Annotated in this window: 20 protein-coding genes, 3 pseudogenes and 1 riboswitch; of the genes and pseudogenes, 16 read left to right on the forward strand and 7 right to left on the reverse strand. The window is 34.7% G+C overall.

What is annotated here, in order from left to right; genetic code table 11:
• Window positions 1–16: 16 nt before the first annotated feature.
• Together J3U35_RS05865 and J3U35_RS05870 are read left to right on the forward strand one after the other, a co-directional pair.
• Complete coding sequence (locus tag J3U35_RS05865) at window positions 17–634, forward strand: hypothetical protein (protein WP_267360175.1); 618 nt, start codon at window positions 17–19, stop codon at window positions 632–634.
• 474 nt (window positions 635–1,108) lie between these two features.
• On the forward strand, window positions 1,109–1,729 hold the full coding sequence (locus tag J3U35_RS05870; protein WP_065559308.1) for a hypothetical protein: 621 nt from the start codon (window positions 1,109–1,111) through the stop codon (window positions 1,727–1,729).
• A 177-nt stretch (window positions 1,730–1,906) separates the two neighbouring features.
• On the opposite strand, the pseudogene bamD reads toward J3U35_RS05870, so the two are convergent.
• Window positions 1,907–2,629, reverse strand: a pseudogene (bamD, locus tag J3U35_RS05875) (outer membrane protein assembly factor BamD); the annotation flags it as partial.
• Window positions 2,630–2,718: 89 nt separating this feature from the next.
• Between bamD and rluD the strand changes: the two are divergent.
• Window positions 2,719–3,693, forward strand: a complete 975-nt coding sequence (gene rluD, locus J3U35_RS05880; RefSeq protein ID WP_267360177.1) for a 23S rRNA pseudouridine(1911/1915/1917) synthase RluD — start codon at window positions 2,719–2,721, stop codon at window positions 3,691–3,693.
• A gap of 10 nt (window positions 3,694–3,703) precedes the next feature.
• Complete coding sequence (pgeF, locus tag J3U35_RS05885) at window positions 3,704–4,471, forward strand: peptidoglycan editing factor PgeF (RefSeq protein WP_411596889.1); 768 nt, start codon at window positions 3,704–3,706, stop codon at window positions 4,469–4,471.
• A 353-nt stretch (window positions 4,472–4,824) separates the two neighbouring features.
• On the opposite strand, the gene J3U35_RS05890 is transcribed toward pgeF, so the two are convergent.
• The gene (locus tag J3U35_RS05890; RefSeq protein WP_267360181.1) at window positions 4,825–5,439 is read right to left on the reverse strand and encodes a 7-carboxy-7-deazaguanine synthase QueE; all 615 of its coding nucleotides are present in this window, start codon (window positions 5,437–5,439) and stop codon (window positions 4,825–4,827) included.
• Between the two features lie 2 nt (window positions 5,440–5,441).
• Window positions 5,442–5,864, reverse strand: coding sequence for a 6-carboxytetrahydropterin synthase QueD (gene queD, locus J3U35_RS05895; protein ID WP_267360182.1), 423 nt, complete (start codon window positions 5,862–5,864; stop codon window positions 5,442–5,444).
• Window positions 5,865–5,867: 3 nt separating this feature from the next.
• Window positions 5,868–5,913, reverse strand: a riboswitch (PreQ1 riboswitch).
• Window positions 5,914–6,196: 283 nt separating this feature from the next.
• Here queD and clpB point away from each other — a divergent pair.
• Together clpB and J3U35_RS05905 are read left to right on the forward strand one after the other, a co-directional pair.
• On the forward strand, window positions 6,197–8,767 hold the full coding sequence (clpB, locus tag J3U35_RS05900) for an ATP-dependent chaperone ClpB (protein WP_267360184.1): 2,571 nt from the start codon (window positions 6,197–6,199) through the stop codon (window positions 8,765–8,767).
• Window positions 8,768–9,108: 341 nt separating this feature from the next.
• Window positions 9,109–9,912, forward strand: a complete 804-nt coding sequence (locus J3U35_RS05905) for a Cof-type HAD-IIB family hydrolase (protein ID WP_267360186.1) — start codon at window positions 9,109–9,111, stop codon at window positions 9,910–9,912.
• Between the two features lie 37 nt (window positions 9,913–9,949).
• Here the strand turns inward: J3U35_RS05905 and J3U35_RS05910 are convergent, their stop codons facing one another.
• Entirely contained in the window at window positions 9,950–10,711 is a 762-nt protein-coding gene (locus J3U35_RS05910; protein ID WP_267360188.1) for a DeoR/GlpR family DNA-binding transcription regulator, read from the reverse strand.
• Between the two features lie 242 nt (window positions 10,712–10,953).
• Here J3U35_RS05910 and alr point away from each other — a divergent pair, with 242 nt between their 5' ends.
• Window positions 10,954–12,042 (forward strand): alanine racemase, encoded by a 1,089-nt coding sequence (alr, locus tag J3U35_RS05915; RefSeq protein WP_267352477.1) that lies wholly within the window; start codon window positions 10,954–10,956, stop codon window positions 12,040–12,042.
• A 6-nt stretch (window positions 12,043–12,048) separates the two neighbouring features.
• Window positions 12,049–13,062 carry an endolytic transglycosylase MltG gene (mltG, locus tag J3U35_RS05920; protein WP_411590563.1) on the forward strand — a complete coding sequence of 338 codons (1,014 nt, stop codon included), beginning with the start codon at window positions 12,049–12,051 and terminating at the stop codon, window positions 13,060–13,062.
• A gap of 98 nt (window positions 13,063–13,160) precedes the next feature.
• On the opposite strand, the gene J3U35_RS11605 is transcribed toward mltG, so the two are convergent.
• Entirely contained in the window at window positions 13,161–13,478 is a 318-nt protein-coding gene (locus J3U35_RS11605; RefSeq protein WP_411590564.1) for a YqcC family protein, read from the reverse strand.
• Window positions 13,479–14,021: pseudogene (gene ampD, locus J3U35_RS11610) on the reverse strand (1,6-anhydro-N-acetylmuramyl-L-alanine amidase AmpD); the annotation flags it as partial.
• A 200-nt stretch (window positions 14,022–14,221) separates the two neighbouring features.
• Between ampD and ppdD the strand changes: the two are divergent.
• The 5 genes and pseudogenes from ppdD (at window position 14,222) to J3U35_RS05950 (ending at window position 19,070) form a co-directional block, all read left to right on the forward strand.
• Entirely contained in the window at window positions 14,222–14,653 is a 432-nt protein-coding gene (gene ppdD, locus J3U35_RS05930) for a prepilin peptidase-dependent pilin (protein ID WP_267352480.1), read from the forward strand.
• A gap of 44 nt (window positions 14,654–14,697) precedes the next feature.
• Window positions 14,698–15,789 (forward strand): annotated as a pseudogene (locus J3U35_RS05935) (GspE/PulE family protein); the annotation flags it as partial.
• Complete coding sequence (gene hofC, locus J3U35_RS05940; RefSeq protein WP_267360194.1) at window positions 15,786–16,961, forward strand: protein transport protein HofC; 1,176 nt, start codon at window positions 15,786–15,788, stop codon at window positions 16,959–16,961. The pseudogene J3U35_RS05935 and the gene hofC, both read left to right, overlap by 4 nt.
• Window positions 16,961–17,710 (forward strand): prepilin peptidase, encoded by a 750-nt coding sequence (locus J3U35_RS05945; RefSeq protein WP_267360196.1) that lies wholly within the window; start codon window positions 16,961–16,963, stop codon window positions 17,708–17,710. The genes hofC and J3U35_RS05945 overlap by 1 nt, the downstream gene beginning before the upstream one ends.
• Window positions 17,711–17,915: 205 nt before the next feature.
• Entirely contained in the window at window positions 17,916–19,070 is a 1,155-nt protein-coding gene (locus J3U35_RS05950) for a M20 aminoacylase family protein (protein ID WP_267360198.1), read from the forward strand.
• Between the two features lie 139 nt (window positions 19,071–19,209).
• Here J3U35_RS05950 and ygfZ read toward each other — a convergent pair whose 3' ends face one another.
• Window positions 19,210–20,088, reverse strand: a complete 879-nt coding sequence (gene ygfZ / locus J3U35_RS05955; protein ID WP_267360200.1) for a tRNA-modifying protein YgfZ — start codon at window positions 20,086–20,088, stop codon at window positions 19,210–19,212.
• A gap of 271 nt (window positions 20,089–20,359) precedes the next feature.
• On the opposite strand from ygfZ, the gene ilvI reads away from it, so the two are divergent.
• From ilvI to J3U35_RS05970, 3 genes are all read left to right on the forward strand, one after another.
• Complete coding sequence (gene ilvI / locus J3U35_RS05960) at window positions 20,360–22,078, forward strand: acetolactate synthase 3 large subunit (RefSeq protein WP_267352486.1); 1,719 nt, start codon at window positions 20,360–20,362, stop codon at window positions 22,076–22,078.
• A complete protein-coding gene (gene ilvN, locus J3U35_RS05965; RefSeq protein ID WP_267352487.1) occupies window positions 22,078–22,575 on the forward strand; it encodes an acetolactate synthase small subunit in 498 nt (165 codons plus the stop codon). The genes ilvI and ilvN overlap by 1 nt, the downstream gene beginning before the upstream one ends.
• Before the next feature lie 75 nt (window positions 22,576–22,650).
• Window positions 22,651–24,360 (forward strand): IgaA/UmoB family intracellular growth attenuator, encoded by a 1,710-nt coding sequence (locus tag J3U35_RS05970; protein ID WP_267360202.1) that lies wholly within the window; start codon window positions 22,651–22,653, stop codon window positions 24,358–24,360.
• Window positions 24,361–24,365: the final 5 nt, after the last annotated feature.

Below are 24,365 nucleotides of genomic sequence, written 5' to 3' on the forward strand. Positions count from 1 at the left end.
ATATAAGGAATAGCTTATGGAAAATCGTACATTTGGATTTCGTTGTTTCACTCGTCGCTCATTTATTGTTTTAGTTATATCAGTTATTAGCTTTGCTTCATTTGTCGCAGGTTATCTCATTTTTTTATTTACCTCTGATGCTGTCATGCCTTTGATCCCCAAACAATATTTTATGGAGATTCTTTTTGGTGGAATCCTTGTGTTGAGCTTACTTTCTGGCGTTTTGTTTGCTATAAGTATTGTGAGTTTATTCCGTAAAAAAATGACGTTTAATGTCAATTCATATTCGATTAATATTGATGACCATAAAAAATTGAATCAAATGTTTCAATGGTCAGCATTACAAAAAGTAATAATGTTTAAAGTCGAAAACGCTGTTTGGATTAATCAGACACTTATCCTGGAATTTGACAATGAGCGTATTAATATGCAGATAGTAAAGGGAAGAATTCCACTATTATCCAAAAAAGATATCGATCAATTTTTTGAATTTACACAATATCTTCATGAACAAGTTCTCAAACCAGATTTTACATTATTCTCGGTGGATAAAACTTTATCATCTAAAACAGCTGAATTTCTAGTGGATGTTTCACATGATTTAGAATATCGTTACCTTTATATCAGAAAGTAGCTAATGCGCATATGTTGTTTGTAAATTAGTGATAAAACAATGGCTATTGAATGGTTAAATAGCCATCAACTGTTTTGATAAACGTTAACTGTCTTTTAATTGGTCAATATAATAGCTATCATTAAACACACTTAAGATACGAGAAAGAATGATTTTTCTCTTCAACCGGTATATTTTCGAAATTGGTTTAAATAAGTTCATCGACTTTTGGGGCTTCAATCTCATCTAGGCAATATTGTTCTTACGTGATGAATATATGTCCTATCTATTATTGCTAATAAAAAATAATTTGGTAACTCTATTGGCACGTTTTATAAACGATGTAAGAAACAAGAAGAATGATTTGATACCAATATTTATATGAATTAAACACAATAAAGTTAACAATATAAATAAAAAGAAATAAATCTTTTCTTCTCAAAGTATTTAAAAAAAACTTAAGATATATTTCTAAAAAAATATAAGGAATAGCTTATGGAAAATCGTACATTTGAATTTCGTTGTTTTACTCAGCGCTCATTTAAAAATTTAATGATACTCATTTGTTGCTTTGGTGTTTTAGTCCTTGGTTGTCTCATGTATTTATTTTTCTCTGATGCGATCATGCCGATGATTCCCAACCGGTACTTTGAGGTCATTTTTATTGTTGGACTGCTTGTTCCGGAATTATTTTCTATCTTTCTATTTGCTATATGTATTGCTCGCTTGTTTCGTAAAAAAATGACGATTAATGTCAATTCATATTCGATTAGTATTGATGACCATAAAACATTGAATCAAACGTTTCAATGGTCAGCATTAAAAACAGTAATAATGTATAAAAGTACCGTAGTGCTATATCAAACGATTATTTTGGAGTTTAACAATAAGCTTATTAATATGATGATGGCAAAAAGTATATATTTATCCAAAAAAGATATTGATCAATTTCTTCAATTTATACAATATGTCGAAGAACAAATTATAAAGCCAGATTTTACATTATCCTCATCGGATACAACTTTATCAACTAAACTTACCCAAGAACTAACAAAAGCATTAACAAATATAAATGATGATCATGGAGTATACCGTTATTTATATGTCAGAAGATAACGAGGCAATGTTTCTTGATCATAAAATACTAATATGGCTATTTAAACAATTAAATAGCCATACTCGATTTTATACAAATTTGGATATGAAGTGATTAATGGTTAATTAGCCGCCATTAAAGACGCTAGTAAACCGTGAAAAGAATGACTTTTGTTGCTCTTTGGGTATGTTTTCAAGATTAGCTTGAATAAGTTTATCAACATTTTCGACTTCTGCCGTTAAGCCTAATTCTTGATAAGCATTGCGCATTAACAAGAGAGCAGATTTTGTTGAATCTGTATCGGGAAATAGGGATAGCATTTGTGTCACACGATTAATGACAGCGACATACGCCCCACGTTTGGTGTAAAATTCAGCCACTTTTAACTGATAACGTGCTATTCTATTTTTTAAAAAAACTAATCGTTTTTGTGCATCAGCGGCATAATAACTTGATGGAAAACTGGAAACGAGGTAGGAAAAATCTTTAAAAGCCGTGATCGCATATTGGGAATCGCGATCTGAACGATCAACATTGAACCAACCCTGAATCATATTGTCATCTTGAGCCATATTAGATAGGCCACGCATATATATCACCCAATCAACATTTGGATGAGTCGGATTCAATTTTAAAAAACGGTCTATTAAGGCTACAGCTAGTGGTAAATCTGCAGTTTTGTAATATGCATAAATTAAATCAAGTTGAACTTGTTGAGAATAGGGACCAAAAGGGTAACTTTTATCCAATGCTTCTAAAACAGTAATACTTGATTTTAAATTACCACTATTAAGTGCATCTTGTGCTTTACTATGGAGTTCAACCTCTGATACATTTTCAACATCAGGCTTTGTTGATGTACAACCAATAAGCACACCACTTAATGCGATAGCCAATAACGAGTGTAAGCGTAATTTCATTCAGTTTCCAATCCAAAAAATAAACAATAACCGTTATGATTAGTATATAATACTCTAAAACATATCAGCTTAAAATAGATAAATTACATATGCAAGAATTAAAATTATCAAATCAAATTGAGTCAACTCAACTTGGGATGCGTTTAGACCAAGCATTATCAGAACTTTTCCCCGATTATTCTCGCTCAAGAATTAAAGACTGGATTATCAATAATAAAGTATTAGTAAACGATGTGATAGTTAATAAACCCAAAGAGAAAGTATTGGGTGGTGAAAAAATTATTATTCATACTGAGATTGAAGAAGAGACTTATCATCAACCAGAAGATATTAAATTAAATATTGTTTATGAAGATGATGATATTTTAGTGATAAATAAACCACGAGATTTAGTTGTTCACCCAGGTGCAGGTAATCCAAATGGCACAGTATTAAATGCGTTATTACATTACTGCCCTGAAATTGCTCGCGTTCCACGTGCAGGTATTGTTCATCGGTTGGATAAAGACACGACCGGTTTGATGGTCGTTGCTAAAACTATCGTTGCCCAAACGCATTTAGTCGAATCGCTACAATTAAGAGAAATAACCCGTGAGTATGAAGCGGTAGCTATGGGTATTATTACGGCGGGAGGAACGATAGATCAGCCGATTACCAGACACCCTACCAAACGAACTCATATGGCTGTGTTTCCGACAGGAAAACCTGCTGTAACACATTATCGTGTTTTAGAAAAATATCGATTGCATACAAGATTGCGTTTACGATTAGAAACTGGACGAACACACCAAATTCGAGTACATTTAGCACATATTGCTCATCCTTTGGTCGGTGATCCTCTTTATGGCGGACGTCCAAGACCACCAAAAGGGGCCAGCGAAACACTTATTAACACATTACGAGAATTTGATAGGCAAGCATTACATGCAACCATGTTAAGGTTATATCATCCAATAACGGGTGAGCAAATGGAATGGCATGCGCCTATACCACAAGATATGCAAAGACTAGTTGAAGCATTACAAGAAGATACAGAATTATATAAACATGAGCTGGATTGGTGAAAGAAAAATGATTAAATCGATTTATCCTTACTGGTTTGCGCCGAAAAATGTTCGAGCGTTGACCACAACACGAATGGGCGGTGTCAGTATGCCGCCATTTGAAAGTTTAAATATGGGAGGGCGTACCGGTGATAATATAAATGATGTTGCAGAAAACCGAAAACGCTTAATTACCGCTGAACAAATACCCAGCGAACCTTATTGGCTTAATCAAACTCATAGTACTGTCGCCCTTGATATTTCACAAATAAAATTACAACCCCCCACTGGAATCGTTAATAATAAACAAATATTTGAAGCTGATGCGGCTTATACTCATCAAGCAAAGCAAGTGTGTGTTGTGTTAACAGCCGATTGCATGCCTTTATTATTTTGCTCTTCGAAAGGCGATGAGGTCGCGGCAGCGCATGCGGGGTGGCGAGGATTGTGCAATGGAATTTTAGAAGAAACTGTTAAAAAATTCTCCTGTAAACCATCCGAAATTATGGTTTGGATGGGACCAGCCATAAGTGCCAAAAAATATGAAGTAGGGGAAGAAATAAAAAAACAATTTGAGGCCATCGATCCAGAAGCAAAAAGTGCATTTAAATTAATCAATATACCAGAGCAAAAATATTTGGCCGATCTCTACTTAATTGCCAAACAACGTTTGAATTCAATAGGTGTAAATAAAATATTTGGTGGTGATTATTGTACTTATACAGAACAAGATAAATTCTTTTCTTATCGACGAGAAAACCGAACAGGAAGAATGGCATCAATGATTTGGTTTGAGTGATATTTAAAAAAATGGTGCAAACATTCTCAGATTAGCTGGCAAATAAAGAAACCAATCATGACGTTCCTCAGTTATTCTATTTTGGTGACTTAAAATATAAAACTTCTCTTCTGCCAGCTAAATAATCATTCTTACGTGTTTAACTTAGTGAAGTTAAGTTAATTTTCATTAAAAATTTATCTTTCATGTTTTGAGCAAGTTAATCTTGGCTAATAGTATGCAAAGTTCAAACATGTTATTCTTATTTTCGTAACAAAAACTTTATTAAATTATTAAGTTATATAACTATCACAATCGTTCAGGGCAAAATTATGAGCCGTTAACGGTAAACAGATGTGCTTTTTCGTGATTAATTATTCAATATTAGCAAATTTATGCGTTTGAATATTCAGTAACCATTTATTTTCAATACGATTTTGATTAATTTGTCCAAGTAATATGATTGTGTCATGCATGTTAAACTCGCCATTTCTTTCACAAGGCGATAAGTAATAGCGTTTAGCTTGAATATTTTGTTCAATATATTGGCAAAACGAAATGAAGTCAGGATGATTTTCAGCAACGATTTTCACTTCATTAGCAATTGACTGAACTATTTTTTGATAACGTGATTGATAGCAAAACTTAGGACTGAGAGCGATATAGTCAATTAAAGCATCGACTTTACCTAAACCATTACTTTCAATAGCAATAAAATAACCCGCTTGTTTAAGGGGTAAGAGTAATTTAGATAGATCTTTAACTAAGGTTGGCTCGCCACCCGTAATAATGATATTTTTGCTTTTATACTGTTTCACTTTGTCGAGAAGTTGATCTAATGTGAAACGGGTATATTGGCGAAAATTGGTATCACACCAACAACAATTTAGATTACAACCTGCCAAGCGAATAAAAATGGCGGGCATACCGGTATTATAACCTTCGCCTTGCAGTGATTCGAAGATTTCAACAATACGAAACTCAAGCATAGTTAACCCCGTTGATACTCGCAGTATGAGCTTGGGGTTTCCCACAGTTTAATCTTGGATATGGGTAAATAGTTCGATAAACAATCAAAAATGTATTGACTCATTCCTTCAGCGGTTGTTCGACACGGAAAAGCAAATGTTTTTCGATCCATTTCTTGCAATAAGTTAGCAATACGGCATTCATTAACATTATTTTGGTGGTAAAGATAAGCATGATCGAGCGGATCAATAATATGTTTTTTTACAATGGATTTGAGATCAGCGTAATCCATTACCATATCTTCGCTGGAACCCTTATTAATGAGTTCACCACTAATTTCGACGACTAATCGGTAAGTATGACCATGCAGGTTATGACATTTTTTGTTATGCCCGTCTAACATGTGACAAGCATCAAATTGGAACTCTTTGGCAATTTTGAACATTTTACATTCCTAGTTTTTTTTCGTGGGATGGATCACGAACCACGGTTAGATAACCTAACAAAAGAAAGCGGTTAATATAATAGATATCAAGTTATTTGTCACCTTTCAATGATTATCTGAAACTAGATATTCTATTTAGGATGCGATTGTAAATATATTTAAATTTATCATTTTTAGGTCTAAAATGTTTTGCGCAAGTTAATTTTTATTATCTGTAAAAAAATTCTTGACAAGCTCTTGAAATTTTTCCTTCCACACTCATTTAGTCATTATGCAAATGGAATAAGTGTTTAATCATTTATGCCAAATTTATTGCTAAGGAGATAGATAATATGAGGTTAGATAAACTCACAGACAAATTTCAACAAGCTTTAGCTGATGCGCAGTCTTTAGCATTAGGTAAAGATAATCAATATATAGAGCCTATTCATGTACTCTCAGCAATGCTTAATCAAGAAGGCAGTAGTGTTAATCCATTATTGGCAGCTGCTGGGGCAAATAATGCCATTTTACAACAAGAATTAAATCAATCCATTGACCGATTACCTCAAGTGCAGGGTGTCGGTGGCGAAGTTATCCCTTCTCAAGATTTAATTAAAGTTTTAAATTTATGCGATAAATTATCTCAAAAAAATGGAGATAGTTATATCTCTTCAGAGCTATTTATATTAGCTGCATTAGACGAAAAAGGGAGCCTTGGCGATATCCTAAAAAAATCGGGTGTCACTAAAGATAAATTTCTTCAAGCAGTCAATCAATTAAGAGGAAGCGACAACGTGAATGATCCAAATGCAGAAGATCAACGTGGTGCGTTGAAAAAATACACTATTGATTTAACACAGCGTGCAGAACAAGGTAAACTCGACCCGGTTATTGGACGTGATGAAGAGATTCGCCGTACGATACAAGTGTTACAACGTCGTACCAAAAATAACCCTGTGTTAATTGGTGAACCGGGTGTGGGTAAAACTGCGATTGTTGAAGGATTAGCACAACGTATTGTGAATCGTGAAGTTCCCGAGGGATTACGTAATAAACGTGTCTTATCCTTGGATATGGGCGCCTTAATTGCTGGTGCTAAATATCGTGGTGAGTTCGAAGAGCGTTTGAAAGCTGTCCTTAAAGACATCGCTAAAGAAGAAGGTCGTATTATTCTGTTTATCGACGAAATTCACACTATGGTCGGTGCAGGTAAAGGCGATGGAGCTATGGATGCCGGAAACATGTTAAAACCAGCATTAGCTCGGGGTGAATTACACTGCGTTGGGGCAACAACACTTGACGAATATCGTCAATATATTGAAAAAGATCCTGCATTGGAACGTCGTTTTCAAAAAGTTTATGTGGCTGAACCGACTGTTGAAGACACCATTGCCATTTTGCGTGGTTTGAAAGAGCGTTATGAATTGCATCATCATGTTCAAATTACCGATCCAGCCATTGTGGCTGCAGCAACCTTATCGCATCGTTATATTTCAGATCGTATGTTGCCAGATAAAGCCATTGACTTGATTGATGAAGCTGCATCGAGTATTCGTATGCAAATGGATTCTAAACCAGAATCATTAGATCGTCTTGAAAGACGTATCATTCAACTTAAACTTGAGCAACAAGCGCTTAAAAAAGAGTCGGATGATGCCAGTAAAAAACGACTTGAGATGTTAAATAATGAACTTGCTGAAAAAGAAAAGGATTATGCGTCACTTGAAGAAGAGTGGAAATCAGAGAAAGCTGCACTTTCGGGTACTCAGAATATCAAAGCAGAGTTGGAAAAAGCTCGCACTGAGATAGAACAAGCTCGTCGAGCTGGGGATTTAAACAAGATGTCGGAATTGCAATATGGCAAAATTCCGGAACTTGAAAAGAAACTCGCAACAGCTACGCAATTAGAAGGTAAAACCATGAAATTATTGCGTAACAAAGTGACCGATAACGAGATTGCCGAAGTATTATCGAAAGCGACGGGTATTCCTGTTTCGAGAATGCTTGAAAGCGAAAAAGATAAATTATTACACATGGAAGACGCTTTACATAAACGTGTTATTGGGCAAGATGAAGCCGTTGTCGCTGTAGCAAATGCTATTCGTCGTAGCCGTGCTGGTCTTTCTGATCCGAATAAACCGATTGGGTCTTTCTTATTCTTAGGTCCAACAGGTGTGGGTAAAACCGAACTTTGTAAAGCATTGGCAAACTTTATGTTTGATAGTGAAGATGCAATGGTACGGATTGATATGTCTGAATTTATGGAAAAACATTCCGTTGCTCGCTTAATTGGTGCGCCTCCTGGTTATGTTGGTTATGAAGAGGGCGGATATTTAACCGAAGCCGTACGACGTCGACCTTATTCAGTAATTTTACTGGATGAAGTGGAAAAAGCGCATCCGGATGTCTTTAATATTTTATTACAAGTCTTAGATGATGGTCGCTTAACTGACGGACAAGGTCGTACAGTGGATTTCCGCAATACGGTTATCATCATGACATCTAACTTGGGTTCTGATTTAATTCAAGGACAAGTTGAGCTTAGTTATGACGAAATGAAAGCATTAGTTATGACCGTGGTAACTAAACATTTTAGACCTGAATTTATCAACCGTATTGATGAAACGGTGGTCTTCCATCCACTGGGTCAAGAAAACATCAAAGCGATTGCTAGAATTCAATTGGCACATGTTGAAAAACGCTTAGATGAGCGAGGTTATGAAATGGATATTTCTGATGCAGCGTTAGAACATCTTGCTAAAGTTGGTTTCGATCCAATTTATGGTGCAAGACCGTTAAAACGCGCTATTCAACAAGAAATTGAAAACCCATTAGCACAACAAATATTGTCCGGTAAATTAGTACCAGGTAAAACCATTCATTTGGATTTAGTGGGTGATAATATCGAAGCTAAACAGTAATCAACAAATAAACCGACCTTAATGGTCGGTTTTTTTTATTATACCGATCCGTCACTTTAACAGTGTATATTGCGGTAGATAAGTCATCGTCAATTTTAGATCTCTCAATAATCAATCGATCCATTTTCGTTTTAACTCATTTGCATTAATAATAACTTTAACATATTAATAATATTGAGTATTTCCTAATAGAAAAACATCAATAGAATTTAAATGACTTCATTTTTTGTGATCATGATCTCATCCTGAACGATTACAATATTGCCAAATCGATCATAAAGCATCATAATCAATCATATCTTGATTGATTAAATAAAATGGCAATGAGAAAGGATAATAAAATGATTAAATTGATCATAAGTGATCTAGATGGGACATTTTTAAATAGCCAAGGTGATTATGACCGTCAGCTATTTTCTCAAGTGTATGCGCTTATGGCTGAGCAACAAATTCATTTTGTCGCTTGTACCGGTAAACAATGTGAACGGGTTGAAGAGCTATTTGGTGATTACAGCGACAAAATCTGGATAGTCGGTGATAGCGCAACGACCATAAAACATAAGGGTGAATTTATTTATCGTTCATTCATACCTAACGAATTAGGACAGCGTATGATAAAAACCTTGGAACAAGTTAGTAAAGCGCACGTTATCATTGCTTGTACTGCTCAAGGAGCCGTCATCAAAGCCCATTTACCTGAACGATTAAAAGCTAAAGTCCGAGGTTCATATGCAACAATAATTGAAGTGGATGATCATGCTCTTATTGGTGATGACTTTATTAAAATCACTGTATATGATGAAAAAGGGCAATGTTTACAAACTCGACAGCATTTAACTCCTTTTGAAAACCAAGCTTATATTGTGGTGTCTGAAGCTTCATGGATTGATATCACTCAGCATGATGTTCATAAAGGGAATACTATCAAAAAATTACAACAGCTACTTAAGGTAAATTATCATGAAACCATGGCATTTGGTGACGGTTACAACGACATAGAATTACTTGAACAAGCGGAGTATAGTTTTGCAATGCGTAATGCATTTGAAGAAACCAAAGCTGTCGCTAAATTTATCACCGGTTTCAATGATGATAGTGCGGTACTGAATACGATAAAGCAACTAATTGAATTGCAAAGCAAATGATGGCATGCTCAGATTGAGTTGATGACAGCTGAATCTATTAAGCGATTTTTATTTTGAGATTAAAATCTTCAAAGCCCTCAATTTTGCTATCTCGACTAGCGATAATGATATCTATATCTTCACAAGTGGCAACTTTATAGCGAGCAACTTGTTGCATTTTGTCGGCAATCACTGCGGCTATAACCTCATTGCTTTGCGTAATGACTTCTTTTTTGAAGCAGGCATCATCATAATAAACTGCGCTTAACCCCGCATGCGGGTCAAGTCCACAAACGCCAATAAAGGTTTGATCAAAGACCATATTTCGGATTTGATTAACGGTATCAGCGCCCATTGTTCCCCCCGTTAACGGATTAACTTTGCCACCTAATAAAATGAGCTCGCCATTGGTACGGCTACTTAAGACCGAAGCAATTTGAGGAGAATTGGTGACAATCGTTAATGTCAAATTTTGTGGGATATAACTTGCCATTGCTAAATAGGTGGAACCAGTATCAATAAAAATGCAGGAATTATTTTTGATTAATTTTGCACATTTTATTGCTACTGAAGATTTTTCGTCTACACATTGATTAATACGAGTTTCAAATGTGGCTGATTGTTTTAAATGGCTAACTGCTCCACCATATACACGCTTGCAAACACCGTCACGGGCTAGTTTTTGTAAATCTCGACGAATCGTGTGTTCTGAAACCCCTAACAATTTAATTAAATCAGCACTGACAACACGCCCTTTTTCAGTCAAAAGCTGCCGGATAAAAGATTGGCGTTGTTCAGGGAATGCATTATAATCAATCATCTAATATCCTTTAAAAAATTATGCTGATTTCTAAAAATATCTTTAATGATCATACCGTTTTTAAGCGAATTATCCTATGATTTTTTAAAAGGATAAATTACTTATGCCCCCGAATTTTTTAATTAACTTATTGATTGTGTGGTTTTTTTGTATTAAAACTTGATTAACCTTTCATATTTTATTTGTTATTATTTAGAACAGAAATTAAAATATCTTTTTTTACCTGAGTTAGGTTGGAAGTAATGTCTATTGCTGTCGTTAATGTTAATCGTCAAGCTATTCTGCATAATATTGAGTATGTGAGACGAAATTCACCTAATAGCTCCTTAATGGCTATTCTTAAAGCAAATGCTTATGGTCATGGGATTGCTGGCATTGCTCAATTATTATCCGATAAGGTCGACTACTTTGGGGTTGCAAGACTTTCTGAAGCGCTTTTGTTACGGCAAATTGGGATTATTACCCCCATTGTTTTGTTGGAAGGTTTTTTTCCACATGATGAAATAACGGATTTAATTGATTTTAATTTGCAAACTGTGGTTCATTCAAGTTGGCAAATTGATGCGTTAAATGCGATTAAAATTGAAAATCAAATCACAGCTTGGTTCAAAATTGACACAGGTATGCATCGTTTAGGGTTTCGGTTTGATGAGGCTCAAGGTGAATTTAATCGATTAGCAAGTTGTTGCGTTGTGCGTAAACCATTAAATATTATCAGTCATTTTAGTTCTGCTGATGATTTTTCTTCCAACCAAACGTCAAATCAATGTTTGCTGTTGGACGAATTTGTTGAATCAATTTCTAACAAATCATTGCTTGATAAGCAATCTATTGCTGCTTCTGGCGGTATTCTTGCTTGGCCAAATTCACATCGTGATGTGATTCGATTAGGTATTGCTTTGTATGGCGTTTCTCCTTTTGAGAATCCCATTGCCGAATTACACCCAGCTATGACGTTTAAGTCAGAGCTAATTGCAGTAAGAAAGCATAAAAAGGGTGAATCTGTGGGCTACGGGCAAATTTGGACAAGTCATAAAGAGACAAAATTAGGTGTTGTTGCAATGGGGTATGGTGATGGATATCCTCGCGGTATACCCGAAAATACGCCTGTGTTAATTAATGGTAGACGTGTTCCTATTGTGGGGCGTGTTTCAATGGACATGATTATTGTTGATCTGGGACTGAATAGTTCGGATAAACCAGGCGACGAAGTCATTTTTTGGGGAAAGGAGTTGCCGGTAGAAGAAATTGCTAAATATACAGGTATCAGTGCATATGAATTATTAACGCGCTTAACTACACGAGCTAAGGTTCACTATATAGATAAATAAGTTATGATTAAAAAAATATTTTTATACACGTTTTTGGCAATAATTTTAGTTGTCACCGCTTCGCTTGCGTTGGGTTACTATTTTTTACAACAGTTTTCTAAACAGCATATTCATGTTAACGATGATAATAAAGTGTTTATTATCAAAAAAGGAACGTCAATACATCAGTTAGTTGAACAAATAGATCAAGCAAATTTAATGGATAGGGCTTATCTACTTCCTTATTTGTATAAATTAAATCCTGAATTAAGTTCTATTAAAGCAGGGGGATATAAGTTAGAACCCCATATGACTGTTGATGAGTTTCTAAAATTATTAGTGTCAGGGAAAGAAAGCAGTTTTACGCTAAGATTTGTAGAAGGGAAGCGAGCCAATGATTGGTTAAATACCATGAAAAATACTCCTTACATTCAACAAACTTTGGTTGATAAATCAAGCGATGATATTGCAAAAATTTTAGGTATTGAGGGGCCTCTTGAAGGGTGGCTTTCGCCAAATACTTATCTTTATACGGTCGATACCTTAGATATTAATATTTTAAAACGTGCTCATCTCACTATGAAAAATAACCTGCAAAGAGTGTGGGAAAATCGTGATAGTGGGCTGCCATATAGCACGCCGTATGAATTACTTATTATTGCCTCAATTATTGAAAAAGAGACTAGTCTTAGTTCTGAACGTGCGAATGTCGCATCTGTTTTTGTTAATCGATTAAAAGCAAAAATGAAGCTGCAAACCGATCCTACAATTATTTATGGTTTAGGTGATAAATATACGGGTAAAATTAGACGTATTGATATGACCGATAAGACTAATCCTTATAATACCTATGTCATTAATGGTTTACCACCTACGCCTATTTCAATGCCAAGTTTAGCGTCGTTAGAAGCTGCGGCACACCCTGCTGATACCAAATATCTGTTTTTTGTCGCTAATGGTAAGGGCGGACATACGTTTACGACGAATTATAATAGCCATTTAAAAGCGGTCAATGAGTATCGAAATAAGTTAAAAAAATAAAAATTGTATTTTTTATTAAATTACCGCGGGCAGAACGCGGTAATTAACTTCTCAGATCTATTCAATATCACTTTTTCATATGTTTAAGCCACCATTAACTATTTGGATTGGGTCAATTCATCAAGTTGTTTTATCAGATCTAACAAATGGTCAATATTTTTCTCTGACTCTTTTAACGCTTCTTCAAAATAGGGGTGTAACGCAAAGGGGGGAATAACCGAATTGGCATCAATTATAGCTCGAATTCGGGGTATAAAAATCCATTGTAGCCATTCGTATGACTTCATGGTATCAAGAGCAAAAGGTTGTTGACTTAAAAAAGCATCCTGACTGGGTGGCAAGGCTTGCCATAAATCTATTTTTTTTAACGCTTGCTCAATTCGTTCTAATTGATCTTTAATTAAGTTAGCTTGCATTTTATTAGCAAGCAAATGCCTATAATATTGCCAATCAAAATAAGGCCCAGGATCTGTTTTACGTTCTGGTGCAATGTCACTGTGTCCGGTGATATTGTTAAGTGGATAAGTTTGTTGTAGTAGAAGGGTGACTTTTGCCAGTTGTTGATATTGCACTTCGGTAAATTTTTCACTATCACATCCTTCCAATTCGATTCCTATTGAAAAATCATTACAATTTTCTTGTTCTTCAAATGCTGATATACCTGCATGCCATGCTCGTTTATCAAAAGCTACAAATTGAATTATCTCACCGTCACGACGAATAAATAGGTGACTTGATACCTGCATTTGATAGATATCGGCAAAATAAGGGTGTTCATTTGGATCAAGCTGACCTGTGAACAGCTGTTCTACATAAGGGCCACCAAATTGATTGGGCGGAAGGCTTATATTATGAATCACTAATAATGAAATTGGTTTATCACTTGGTCGATCATTATAAAATGGTGAAATGACCTGTTTTACACCTTGTAACCAACCATTAACTATCTTTAAGGACATATCGACTCCTTATCTTATAAAACTTTGTTATCAAATGACTGATTTGTGATTTGACTTCCAATAATTTAAATAATGATGAAATCAGAAAAACAATTATTGTTATCCTTTTTCCATACTTGGCATACCGTTATTATTTCATTTTTTTTAAACGCTATAAAGTTGCTTGTGTTTCGTTAGCAATTTAATAACAGAGAATGAATATGAACAAACAATCGGGATTTTCCTTATTTGAACTCATGATAGCAATTATAGTAATTGCTATTTTAACGGCAATTGGTTTGCCTGCTTATCAAGGTTATGTAAAAAAAGCAGCCATGACCGATATGCTACAAGCCATGACCGCTTACAAAACAGCGGTAGAAATATGTGTAATTGAGCAAGGTGGATTAGCAAATTGTAATAATGCAAATAATGGTATTCCAATGACTAAATCAACCAATTATGTCACCTCAGTGACAGTCACAAATGGGATGATTGAATTAGTTGGACAAAATGCCTTATCTGGCTTAACAGTAACGATGACACCGACGCTGAATATAACCCATGGTAGTGTTGATTGGTCACGTACCTGTGTAACTAATCCTGTTGATGTAAGCTTAAATAGTGTATGTGAAGATATCTTTAAATTTTAAATTAATGCAACAATAAAATGGTTTTAGTCATGCAAGAAGATCAACTAGTCGACAGTATTGATAAATTATTGCTTAGAGCTTTAAAAAAACGTGCTTCGGATATTCATTTTGAACCTTATCAACAAAGTTATCGCATTCGTATGCGGATTGACGGTGTATTGCATACCATACTGGCTCCTCCTTTAACACTGGCAAAGCAAATCGTTGCCAGATTGAAAATAATGGCAAAGTTGAATATTGCAGAACAGCGATTACCCCAGGATGGGCAATTAGTAATAGATCGTTATGCTATGCGGATTTCAACCTTACCGGTTATGAATGGTGAAAAAGTGGTGTTACGCGTACTCGATAATCATGATTCACCGCTGTCAATTCACGATTTAGGATTAACGGATCGGGATCTTGCTCAGTTTCAACAAATATTAAATTACCCACAAGGACTAATATTAGTTACAGGACCGACAGGCAGCGGTAAAACGGTAACGCTTTATAGTGGACTAAAAACATTAAACTTGCCTCATTGTAATATCTGTAGCGTGGAAGATCCGATAGAAATACCGGTTGAAGGCATTAATCAAACATCTGTAAATATGAAAATTGGGTTAAGTTTTGCAACCATTTTACGTGCTTTGTTAAGGCAAGATCCTGACGTGATGATGATTGGTGAAATTCGTGATCATGAAACAGCAGAAATAGCCATTCAAGCTGCACAAACCGGACATTTAGTCCTGTCTACCTTACATACTAATTCAAGTATAGAAGCAATAACACGTTTGAATCAAATGGGAATAGAACGATATCTCATCTCTGCTAGTGTTAAATTAATCATCGCTCAACGATTAGTACGTAAGTTATGTTGTCATTGTAAAGTGGTGGCGAGCGAGCTGATTAGGCTAGGACAAAAGCCGATTCCACATTATGTCGCAATCGGATGTGAGAACTGTGTAGGTGGTTACTCAGGACGAATAGGGTTATATGAATTTTTAATTATCACCCCTGAAATTCAACACCAAATTTTAAATCAACAGGTTATAACACCTTCAAATCAAATTTCTTTAAGGCAATCAGCTGAACAATTAATACAGCAAGGGATAACGACCTTAGCAGAAATAAATAGAGTATTAGGTGAAACATGAAAAGGCTCTATTATTGGTACGACATCAATTTTGTAGAACATAAAATTATAGCGGCTTCACAAAACGATGCGCGACGGCAATTATTATTGCAAGGTGATATCGCCATAAAATTCAAGGCAGGTCACTATGTATTTTCAAGTGGTTTTAAGCGTATTGAATTATTTATCTTGACAAAACAACTGGCTACCATGCTAAAAGCTGGGTTACCTTTGCTTGAAATTTTGCATTTACTTGCGCATGAACACCCTAAACAGCATTGGCAATGTTTATTGACGGAAATTGCAGGGCAACTAGCTAAAGGAGAACGACTATCAACAGTACTAACTCAACATCAATCTGTCTTTCCACCACTTTATGCTGAAATTATTGCAACAGGGGAATTAACAGGACAACTTGATTTGAGTTTTGAACAATTGGCTTTTCAAATAGAGGCATCAATTAATTTACAAAAACGACTAAAAAAAGCATTGCGTTATCCATTATTCCTTTTGTTTATGTCAGTTGTTGTAACACTAATTATGTTATTGATAGTATTACCTAAATTTGTAGATATTTATCAAAGTTTTGAAGCTGAACTTCCCTTTTTTACATTATTAATTATTGATTTGTCTTACTATATTCAGAATAACTATGGGAAATGGGTCGGCATGATTGGTTTGTTTTGGCTTATTTATCATTATCACTTAAAAAAATCTTACGCCCCAAAAATGGATAAATTAATATTGAAATTACCATTCTTGAATTCGTTAATTCATACTTTGCATTTAACCCAAATATTTCAGACTCTTTCTATAACTCAAATAGCAGGTATTCCTATATTGAGTGGGTTGAATGCGGTTGCAACAATTATGCAAAATTACCATTATCGTCATGTTATTTATCAAATTATCGCCGGAATTGAACAAGGCTATTCATTCAGTGCTGTTATCGAGCAGCAAAGTTTATTACCTCCATTGTGCAGTCAATTGATCTTGGTTGGTGAAGAGTCAGGTACATTAGATTTGATGCTACAACAACTAGCAGAATATTATCAGGAACAACATCAAACGCTGACTGATAATATGATACAGCTGTTTGAACCGCTATTGATGTTAATTCTAGGTTTGATTATTGGTGGCTTAATTATTGCCATGTATTTACCGATTTTCCAATTGGGGGATGTTATTCATTGATGATTTGGTTAATTATTGGATTGGGAATGTGTTTGGGAAGCTTCATTCATGTGGCTTACTGTCGTTTTAAGCCTATCTATTCAGGGTATGAATATTTAATTGCTATTTCTTTTCATCGCTCTCGTTGTCCACATTGTCACAAACAACTTAGATTTTGGCAACTGTTTCCTGTTTTTTCATGGCTATTACTGAAGGGACAATGCTGGGCGTGCAAAGGGAAAATTCATTATCGCTATATCGTATTTGAGATTTTATTTGCGGTTATTTTTGCTATTCTATTTTTGACAAAAGGCTGGACTTTGAATACGATTTTATTAATGATATTAGCGTGTTATTTTGTCTTATTGGCAATGATAGATCTAAAATATTATTTATTGCCAGATCTATTTACTCAACCCCTACTATGGTTAGGGATTTTAGCTGGCTATTTTAATCTGTTTGGCATTACGTTAAATAAAGCGATCACTGGCATTATTTGGGGTTATTTTTTATTAATTGTCCCTAAAGAATTATTTTATTTGCTGACCAAAAAACAGGGACTAGGGCAGGGTGATGTTAAGTTATTGGCTGCTTTAGGCGCATGGATATCTTATGAAGATCTTCCCTTGTTGTTAGTTTTTTCATCATTTTTAGCTATCGTTTATTATCTTATTTTGCGTTATGAATTAAGTGATCAATCAATAACTGTAATTCCATTTGGTCCGTTTTTGTTAATGTCGGGTTATTTGATTTTGTATTACTATGTGTGAGTTTTTTCAGTTATATACTGTTTTCAAAGCCGTTTTAATGTTTGATTGAAAATAGAGGCGTTTAACTAGTTTTAAATGTGAAACTTATAACCAAAATTAATAATCATAGTAAAATTAGTTATTTTTATTAAGAATGATATCGTATTATAGTTGCTATTAATTCGAGGTATAACTGGTAAATCAATTAGTCAGAAAGGAATAATTAATGGACTCAATTACACAACTAAAAAATGAGATGATCTCATGGCGTCACTATATTCACTCTCATCCCGAAACTGCATTTGAAGAAACTAATACCACTCAATTTATCATTGAAAAGTTGAAATCATTTGGTATATCAGAATTATACACTGACTTTGCACCCACAGGGGTTGTTGGCATCATAAAAGGTAATAAAGAAGGGCGGATGATTGCTTTACGAGCTGACATTGATGCCTTGGATATTACCGAAGTGAATAATATTGATTATTGTTCAACAATACACGGAAAAATGCACGCTTGTGGTCATGATGGTCATACAGCAACGTTATTGGGAACGGCAAAATATTTGAGCCAGCATCGTGATTTTAGTGGAACGGTAGTTGTCATCTTCCAACCAGCCGAAGAAAACGAAGGAGGTGGCCGTGTAATGGCGGAAAATGGGCTATTTGATAAATTGCCTATTGAAGCAGTATATGGAATTCACAATCAGCCCAATATGGCATTAAATCATTTCTATATTAATCACGGTGCAATAATGGCATCTTATGATGTCTTTGAAATTAATGTGACAGGTGTTGGCTCACATGCAGCGGCACCGCATCTGGGTAAAGATACAATTTTAACTGCAACACAAATCGTCAATGGATTACAAAGTATTGTGAGCCGTAATGCCGATCCTCTTAGCTCCTTAGTTGTCAGCGTAACACAAATTCATAGTGGTGATACTTGGAATGTATTACCTCAACAAGCTGTAATTCGAGGAACGGTTAGAGCATTTAGTTCCGATGTTCAGGACATGGCTGAATCAAGAATCAAACAGATAGCGCAGTGCATCGCATCAACTTTTGACGCCAAAGTGGAAGTCAGTTATCAGCGCCGATATCCTGCTACCATAAACTATGCTAAGCAGGCGGATATAGCCATTAGCGCTGCAAGAAAAGTGGTGGGCGATGATAATGTAACGATTGATCCTCCTCCTTCAATGGGATCTGAAGATTTTGCCTTTATGTTACAAAAGGTTCCTGGTGCTTATGTTTGGTTAGGTGCAGGGCAAGGAGCAAATTTGCATAATCCTGCTTATAATTTTAATGATGAGCTATTAACAACGGGTGTAAACTATTTTGTGCAAATTGTTTATCAAGAGTTAGGTAAGGGATAATTAAAGATTTCATTGATAGCTAGAACATATTTATCTATATTCTAGCTATTCTTATCAATTCAAATTGTTTAATTTTAATGAATATAAATTGAAAAATCGATATCGTTTTTAATTGGAATGATTAATAGCAACTAATTAATCAATGAAAATTTAGCTTGCTTGTTGATTGTCCTTTAATTCTAAAGTCAGTATTGATATCTATACCATTAGGTAGTACAACTTGTACATACACATCATGATTTTGATTAAGTTTTAGTGCTGCTAACACTTTCCCCCCTTCTCGCCAATTTCCTTCTATTTGATATTCTATCGTATCACCAATGATAGGTAGTACATCACTTTTGCCAGATAATAGATAAAGTCCACGTTTATTAGTGCCACGAAATTGCGCTCTAGCAACCATTTCTTGTCCGCAATAACAACCTTTATCAAAACTAATGGCATTATAGAGTTGTAAATTACACGCTTGCGGTAATAAACTTTCTGTATTTTCACTATCAATAATGGCATAGCCTGCTTCTAAATCAAGTTGTAACCATTTATTGCTTGGTTGTAAATGACTTTCAATAGGCTGTGGTGTAATGACAATGATTCGGGGGTGAGGTAACATTAATTTAATATAAGTAGTGTCATTATCATTAACACAATTATCATCATTGAATTTTGATAGTATTTGCGCTGGTAATGCATCAGCCATAATCCCATACATATTTAAATCTTGTTCCTTTTCAATCGTCACTTTGGAAAAAATAGCATATTTTTTTAGTTCGGTAATTTGCTTTTCTGCAACACTTTTACGCAATAAATAATATATCTCAGCACCGCGCATAAATAATAATAGATTACTCCACATTCTCCCTTTAGCATCACAATGAGCAGCAAACAATGCTGAGTGCTCGGAAAGATTTTTCATATCAATAGTCACTTGACCTTGTAAATATTTAAGATTGTCTTCTCCTGTCACTTTTACTAATTGCCAATCAGTAAGCGAGATAGGTTCCAAAGAATAATTGCTCATGATAATACCTTTTAGGAATAATATGTCGGGTTTAGATAAGACTTAAATAGACTTTTCCAAAGTGTATAGAAAAAACATAAAAATAACAATAAAACACAAAAATTATATTTTGCGTTAAATTTTTTAACAATATGTTTTATATTGACTTTTATTAGCATTTGTTAACGCTGTTATCGTATAAAGAAAATTAATAACCTTATACAGTTTATTGATTTAATGTAGTAGTTAATGCAAAATAAATGACTAATTTGTAATATTGGAGGCAACAACGATGGCAAAACTGTCAGGCGCAGAAATGGTCATTCAATCTTTGATTGATCAAGGAGTAAAACAGATATTTGGTTATCCCGGTGGTAGTGTTCTTGATATCTACGATGCAATTCATACTTTAGGTGGCATAGAGCATATATTAGTTCGTCATGAACAAGCCGCTGTACATATGGCTGATGGTTATGCTAGGGCTACAGGTGATGTTGGTGTTGTACTCGTAACATCAGGGCCTGGAGCGACCAATACCATTACTGGTATTGCGACTGCCTACATGGATTCTGTGCCATTGGTTGTTATTTCGGGTCAGGTAGCAAGTAACTTGATTGGCAATGATGCCTTCCAAGAGTGCGACATGGTCGGTATATCACGCCCGATAGTCAAACATAGTTTTCTAATAAAAGACAGTAAAGACATTCCTGAAATTATTAAGAAAGCTTTCTATATTGCGTCAACAGGTAGACCTGGCCCGGTTGTGATTGATCTGCCAAAAGATATTGTTAATCCTGCAAATAAATATAATTACCATTATCCTAAATCTGTCTCAATGCGTTCATATAATCCAACTATTCAAGGACATAAAGGACAAATTAAAAAAGCATTAACGACATTATTGGCAGCTAAAAAACCCGTTTTGTTTATTGGTGGCGGAGTAATTAGCGCCGGTGCAAGTGATGCAATTAAACGTTTAGCCGAAAAATTGAATCTCCCTGTTGCGTCAACATTAATGGGGATAAGTGCTTTTCCTGGTACAGATAAACACTATTTAGGCATGATTGGAATGCATGGGGTGTATGAAGCCAATATGGCGATGCATAATGCCGATGTAATATTTGCTGTTGGTGCCAGATTTGATGATAGAACAACCAATAATGTTGAAAAATATTGTCCGAAAGCAAAAATAATACATATTGATATTGATCCAACATCAATTTCAAAAACAATTTCTGCCACTATTCCTGTTGTGGGTGATGCTAAAGTAGTGGTTGAAACGATGTTATCCGAACTTAATGAATTGCAAGCTGATCGTGATCTTGATGCATTAGTGGATTGGTGGAAACAAATTGATCATTGGCGTTCACGTCACTGTTTAGCTTATAGTCATGAAGGTGAAAGCATCAAACCACAAGAAGCAATCGAAGTTTTATATAAATTGACTCAAGGTAACGCATTTGTCACTACTGATGTAGGTCAACATCAAATGTTTACTGCTTTGTATTATCCATTTGATAAACCTCGTCATTTTATTACTTCTGGTGGTCTAGGTACCATGGGGTTTGGTCTTCCGGCTGCGCTTGGGGTGAAACTTGCTTTTCCAGATCAATGTGTCGTTTGTGTAACCGGTGATGGTAGTATTCAAATGAATATTCAAGAACTTTCTACCGCTTTACAATATGGTTTACCGGTTATTGTTTTAAATCTGAATAACCGTTTTTTAGGCATGGTTAAACAGTGGCAAGATATGATTTATGCTGGGCGACATTCTTGTTCGTATATGGAATCATTGCCTGATTTTGCAAAAATAGCGGAAGCTTATGGTCATGTTGGTATGGTCATTACCAAGCGTGAAGATCTGGAAACAAAACTTAAAAAAGCCTTGTCAATTAAAGATCGATTAGTCTTTATTGATGTCATGACCGATGCAACTGAACATGTCTACCCAATGCAAATACGTGGTGGAGCAATGAACGAAATGTGGCTGAGTAAAACGGAGAGAACCTAATGCGATATATTTTATCAATTTTAACAGAAAATGAACCCGGGGCTTTATCTCGAATTATTGGTCTGTTCTCACAACGTGGTTTTAATATTGAAACCATTACGACAGCACCGACAGAAGATCCGACCATGCACAGAATGACCATTCAAACAACAGGTGATGAACATGTACTAGAGCAGATTCAAAAGCAGCTTCATAAACTTGTCAATGTTTACCGTGTACATGATTTAACCGAAGGGCCTCATGTTGAACGAGAAATTATGTTAGTGAAAGTGGCTGCTAAAGGGTCTGATGCACGAGATGAAGTTAAACGTTGTGCCGATATTTTTAGAGGCTCGATTGTCGATGTTACCGCAACGCATTACATTGTTCAATTATCGGGTACAAGTGAAAAACTAGATTCTTTCTTAGCGTCGATACGTGAAACTTGTCATATTGTCGAAATGGTTCGATCGGGAATTATTGGATTATCGCGTAGTGAAAAAACAGCAAATCACTAAATAAAAGAATCAGATTGACCAATTTTATCAGTTAAATATAACTATAATAATGTTTCATAAGGAATAAGTCACAAAATGAATATATTTGGTTTAATATTAGTCATTCACATTTTGGTTTTGATCGTTTCGTCGATTAGAAAAAACTTCAAAAGTAACAAAAAAAAGAAAAAGTTAATTGAAAAAAACTATATTGTTGATCTTAGGCCTATTAGGCAATTGTCCACACTAGAAGAACGTCTTATAACACCTTATCTAAAAACAACAAAACATTTATCTTCAGAGGTAAAAGAATCGTCATTAATAAATTCAGATGTAATATCAATATCTGGCAAATTAGTCAAACAAAATATCAATCACTATGTTGGCGAAACACTTTTTTATAAAATTAATAATATTGATGTCATTATCCCCTATGATATGGATCGTTTTATCTTAGATGATAATGTGGCTGAAGTAGTTTTCACTGAAGATTATGCCATTGTGATTAGGTTAAATGATCACGATATTCGTTATGCAGCGCATCAAAATATCATCAATGAAAAAAAATTAGAAAAAGATGATATGGAGTATTGGGCAAGTGAATTGTTTGATGTTCAACATCCAGAAAATTATAATCATAATCATGACAATGAGACTATAAACAATCGCATTGAAAATCAACAAAAATTTGGTTATGAAATTTTAATGACACGGCAAGAAACACCGTTAGAATCAGCGTATCGGAATAAAAATAATAAAGGGATAGTTGCGGTATTTTTTTGCTTTTTAACAATTAATTATTTTTTAGATTATTGGCAAAGTAATGAACTATTTGATCTGTTTTTATTTGGCATAAATTTACTAGCAGTTATCTATTTTTATTGTCGTAAACCAAAGTCTAAAGTAAAAATTCAATTTGTTAATCGAATAAGAGGAAAAGTTAAAAATAAAAACGCTAAAACGAAACAAATTACTGTTGGTCATAATTCTATTTTAAATTATCCTGATAATTGGCAAGCATATATACCCGAACATACATTAACTAATGTTGAGCTTGATGTTACTTTTGAGGATAAAAAAATAATTCGTTATGGTTATACATTGTCAGTTTCGAAAGAGATTGAAAATTTTGGACCACCAAAGTTTGCGGGACGTAATTTATGGCTTTTTCTTGTAGGTATTATTTTGACATTTATTGTTTATGCAAAATCCAATGTTAAAGATAATATCTTTTATATGTATCACTTTGCTAATCATGACCTGAAAAGTTGGAATTTTGATGATAGTTCACAATTATTAACCAACAATCTAAAAGAGGGCGATTGGGTAAATGTTACCACGGAAGGGGCACTTTGTGATAAATATAACAAAAAGGTGAATAGTAAGTGCGGAAAAGTAGAAATCCATAATCAAACCGATAATGTTTCTTTCTTCATTACGCTGAAAAATAAGTTTTTTAACGAAACAGATAGCAAAGACCAAGAGGATTTAGAATCTAATCGGGTTTCGAATTCAACTTTTCAAAATAGTTTGAATAGCCAATCGGGGCGAGTCAATTTTTCTGGATTAGTCTCAGATATTTATTATCGAGATGATAATTCTATCTCAGGATTTACGATTAATCCTGACATTAGATATCAAATTAATGAACAAGACAGGTGGTTACCCATTATTTTAAGTATCTCTTTATTTGCTTTTTTTGCATTAAGTACGATTTTTAATGGTTTAATTTTCATTTGGAAACGGATACAAAATCGAGTTCGAAAAAGTAAGATTAATAACTTTTATGCTAATCTTACAGTTTAGATTGA

Source organism: Gilliamella sp. B2717 (genome assembly GCF_026536675.1).
In the GTDB taxonomy this organism is placed as follows: domain Bacteria; phylum Pseudomonadota; class Gammaproteobacteria; order Enterobacterales; family Orbaceae; genus Gilliamella; species Gilliamella apicola_I.

What these genes read in the sequence shown, in the direction of transcription:
- J3U35_RS05910 (WP_267360188.1), bottom strand. Translation starts at nt 10,711, where the DNA reads ATGATTGATTATAATGCATTCCCTGAACAACGCCAATCTTTTATCCGG.
- J3U35_RS05890 (WP_267360181.1), bottom strand. Translation starts at nt 5,439, where the DNA reads ATGCTTGAGTTTCGTATTGTTGAAATCTTCGAATCACTGCAAGGCGAA.
- ygfZ (WP_267360200.1), bottom strand. Translation starts at nt 20,088, where the DNA reads ATGAGCAATTATTCTTTGGAACCTATCTCGCTTACTGATTGGCAATTA.
- J3U35_RS05870 (WP_065559308.1), top strand. Translation starts at nt 1,109, where the DNA reads ATGGAAAATCGTACATTTGAATTTCGTTGTTTTACTCAGCGCTCATTT.
- J3U35_RS05865 (WP_267360175.1), top strand. Translation starts at nt 17, where the DNA reads ATGGAAAATCGTACATTTGGATTTCGTTGTTTCACTCGTCGCTCATTT.
- ppdD (WP_267352480.1), top strand. Translation starts at nt 14,222, where the DNA reads ATGAACAAACAATCGGGATTTTCCTTATTTGAACTCATGATAGCAATT.
- ilvN (WP_267352487.1), top strand. Translation starts at nt 22,078, where the DNA reads ATGCGATATATTTTATCAATTTTAACAGAAAATGAACCCGGGGCTTTA.
- J3U35_RS05970 (WP_267360202.1), top strand. Translation starts at nt 22,651, where the DNA reads ATGAATATATTTGGTTTAATATTAGTCATTCACATTTTGGTTTTGATC.
- clpB (WP_267360184.1), top strand. Translation starts at nt 6,197, where the DNA reads ATGAGGTTAGATAAACTCACAGACAAATTTCAACAAGCTTTAGCTGAT.
- J3U35_RS05950 (WP_267360198.1), top strand. Translation starts at nt 17,916, where the DNA reads ATGGACTCAATTACACAACTAAAAAATGAGATGATCTCATGGCGTCAC.
- J3U35_RS05905 (WP_267360186.1), top strand. Translation starts at nt 9,109, where the DNA reads ATGATTAAATTGATCATAAGTGATCTAGATGGGACATTTTTAAATAGC.
- alr (WP_267352477.1), top strand. Translation starts at nt 10,954, where the DNA reads ATGTCTATTGCTGTCGTTAATGTTAATCGTCAAGCTATTCTGCATAAT.
- hofC (WP_267360194.1), top strand. Translation starts at nt 15,786, where the DNA reads ATGAAAAGGCTCTATTATTGGTACGACATCAATTTTGTAGAACATAAA.
- J3U35_RS05945 (WP_267360196.1), top strand. Translation starts at nt 16,961, where the DNA reads ATGATTTGGTTAATTATTGGATTGGGAATGTGTTTGGGAAGCTTCATT.
- ilvI (WP_267352486.1), top strand. Translation starts at nt 20,360, where the DNA reads ATGGCAAAACTGTCAGGCGCAGAAATGGTCATTCAATCTTTGATTGAT.
- J3U35_RS11605 (WP_411590564.1), bottom strand. Translation starts at nt 13,478, where the DNA reads ATGCAAGCTAACTTAATTAAAGATCAATTAGAACGAATTGAGCAAGCG.
- queD (WP_267360182.1), bottom strand. Translation starts at nt 5,864, where the DNA reads ATGTTCAAAATTGCCAAAGAGTTCCAATTTGATGCTTGTCACATGTTA.
- rluD (WP_267360177.1), top strand. Translation starts at nt 2,719, where the DNA reads ATGCAAGAATTAAAATTATCAAATCAAATTGAGTCAACTCAACTTGGG.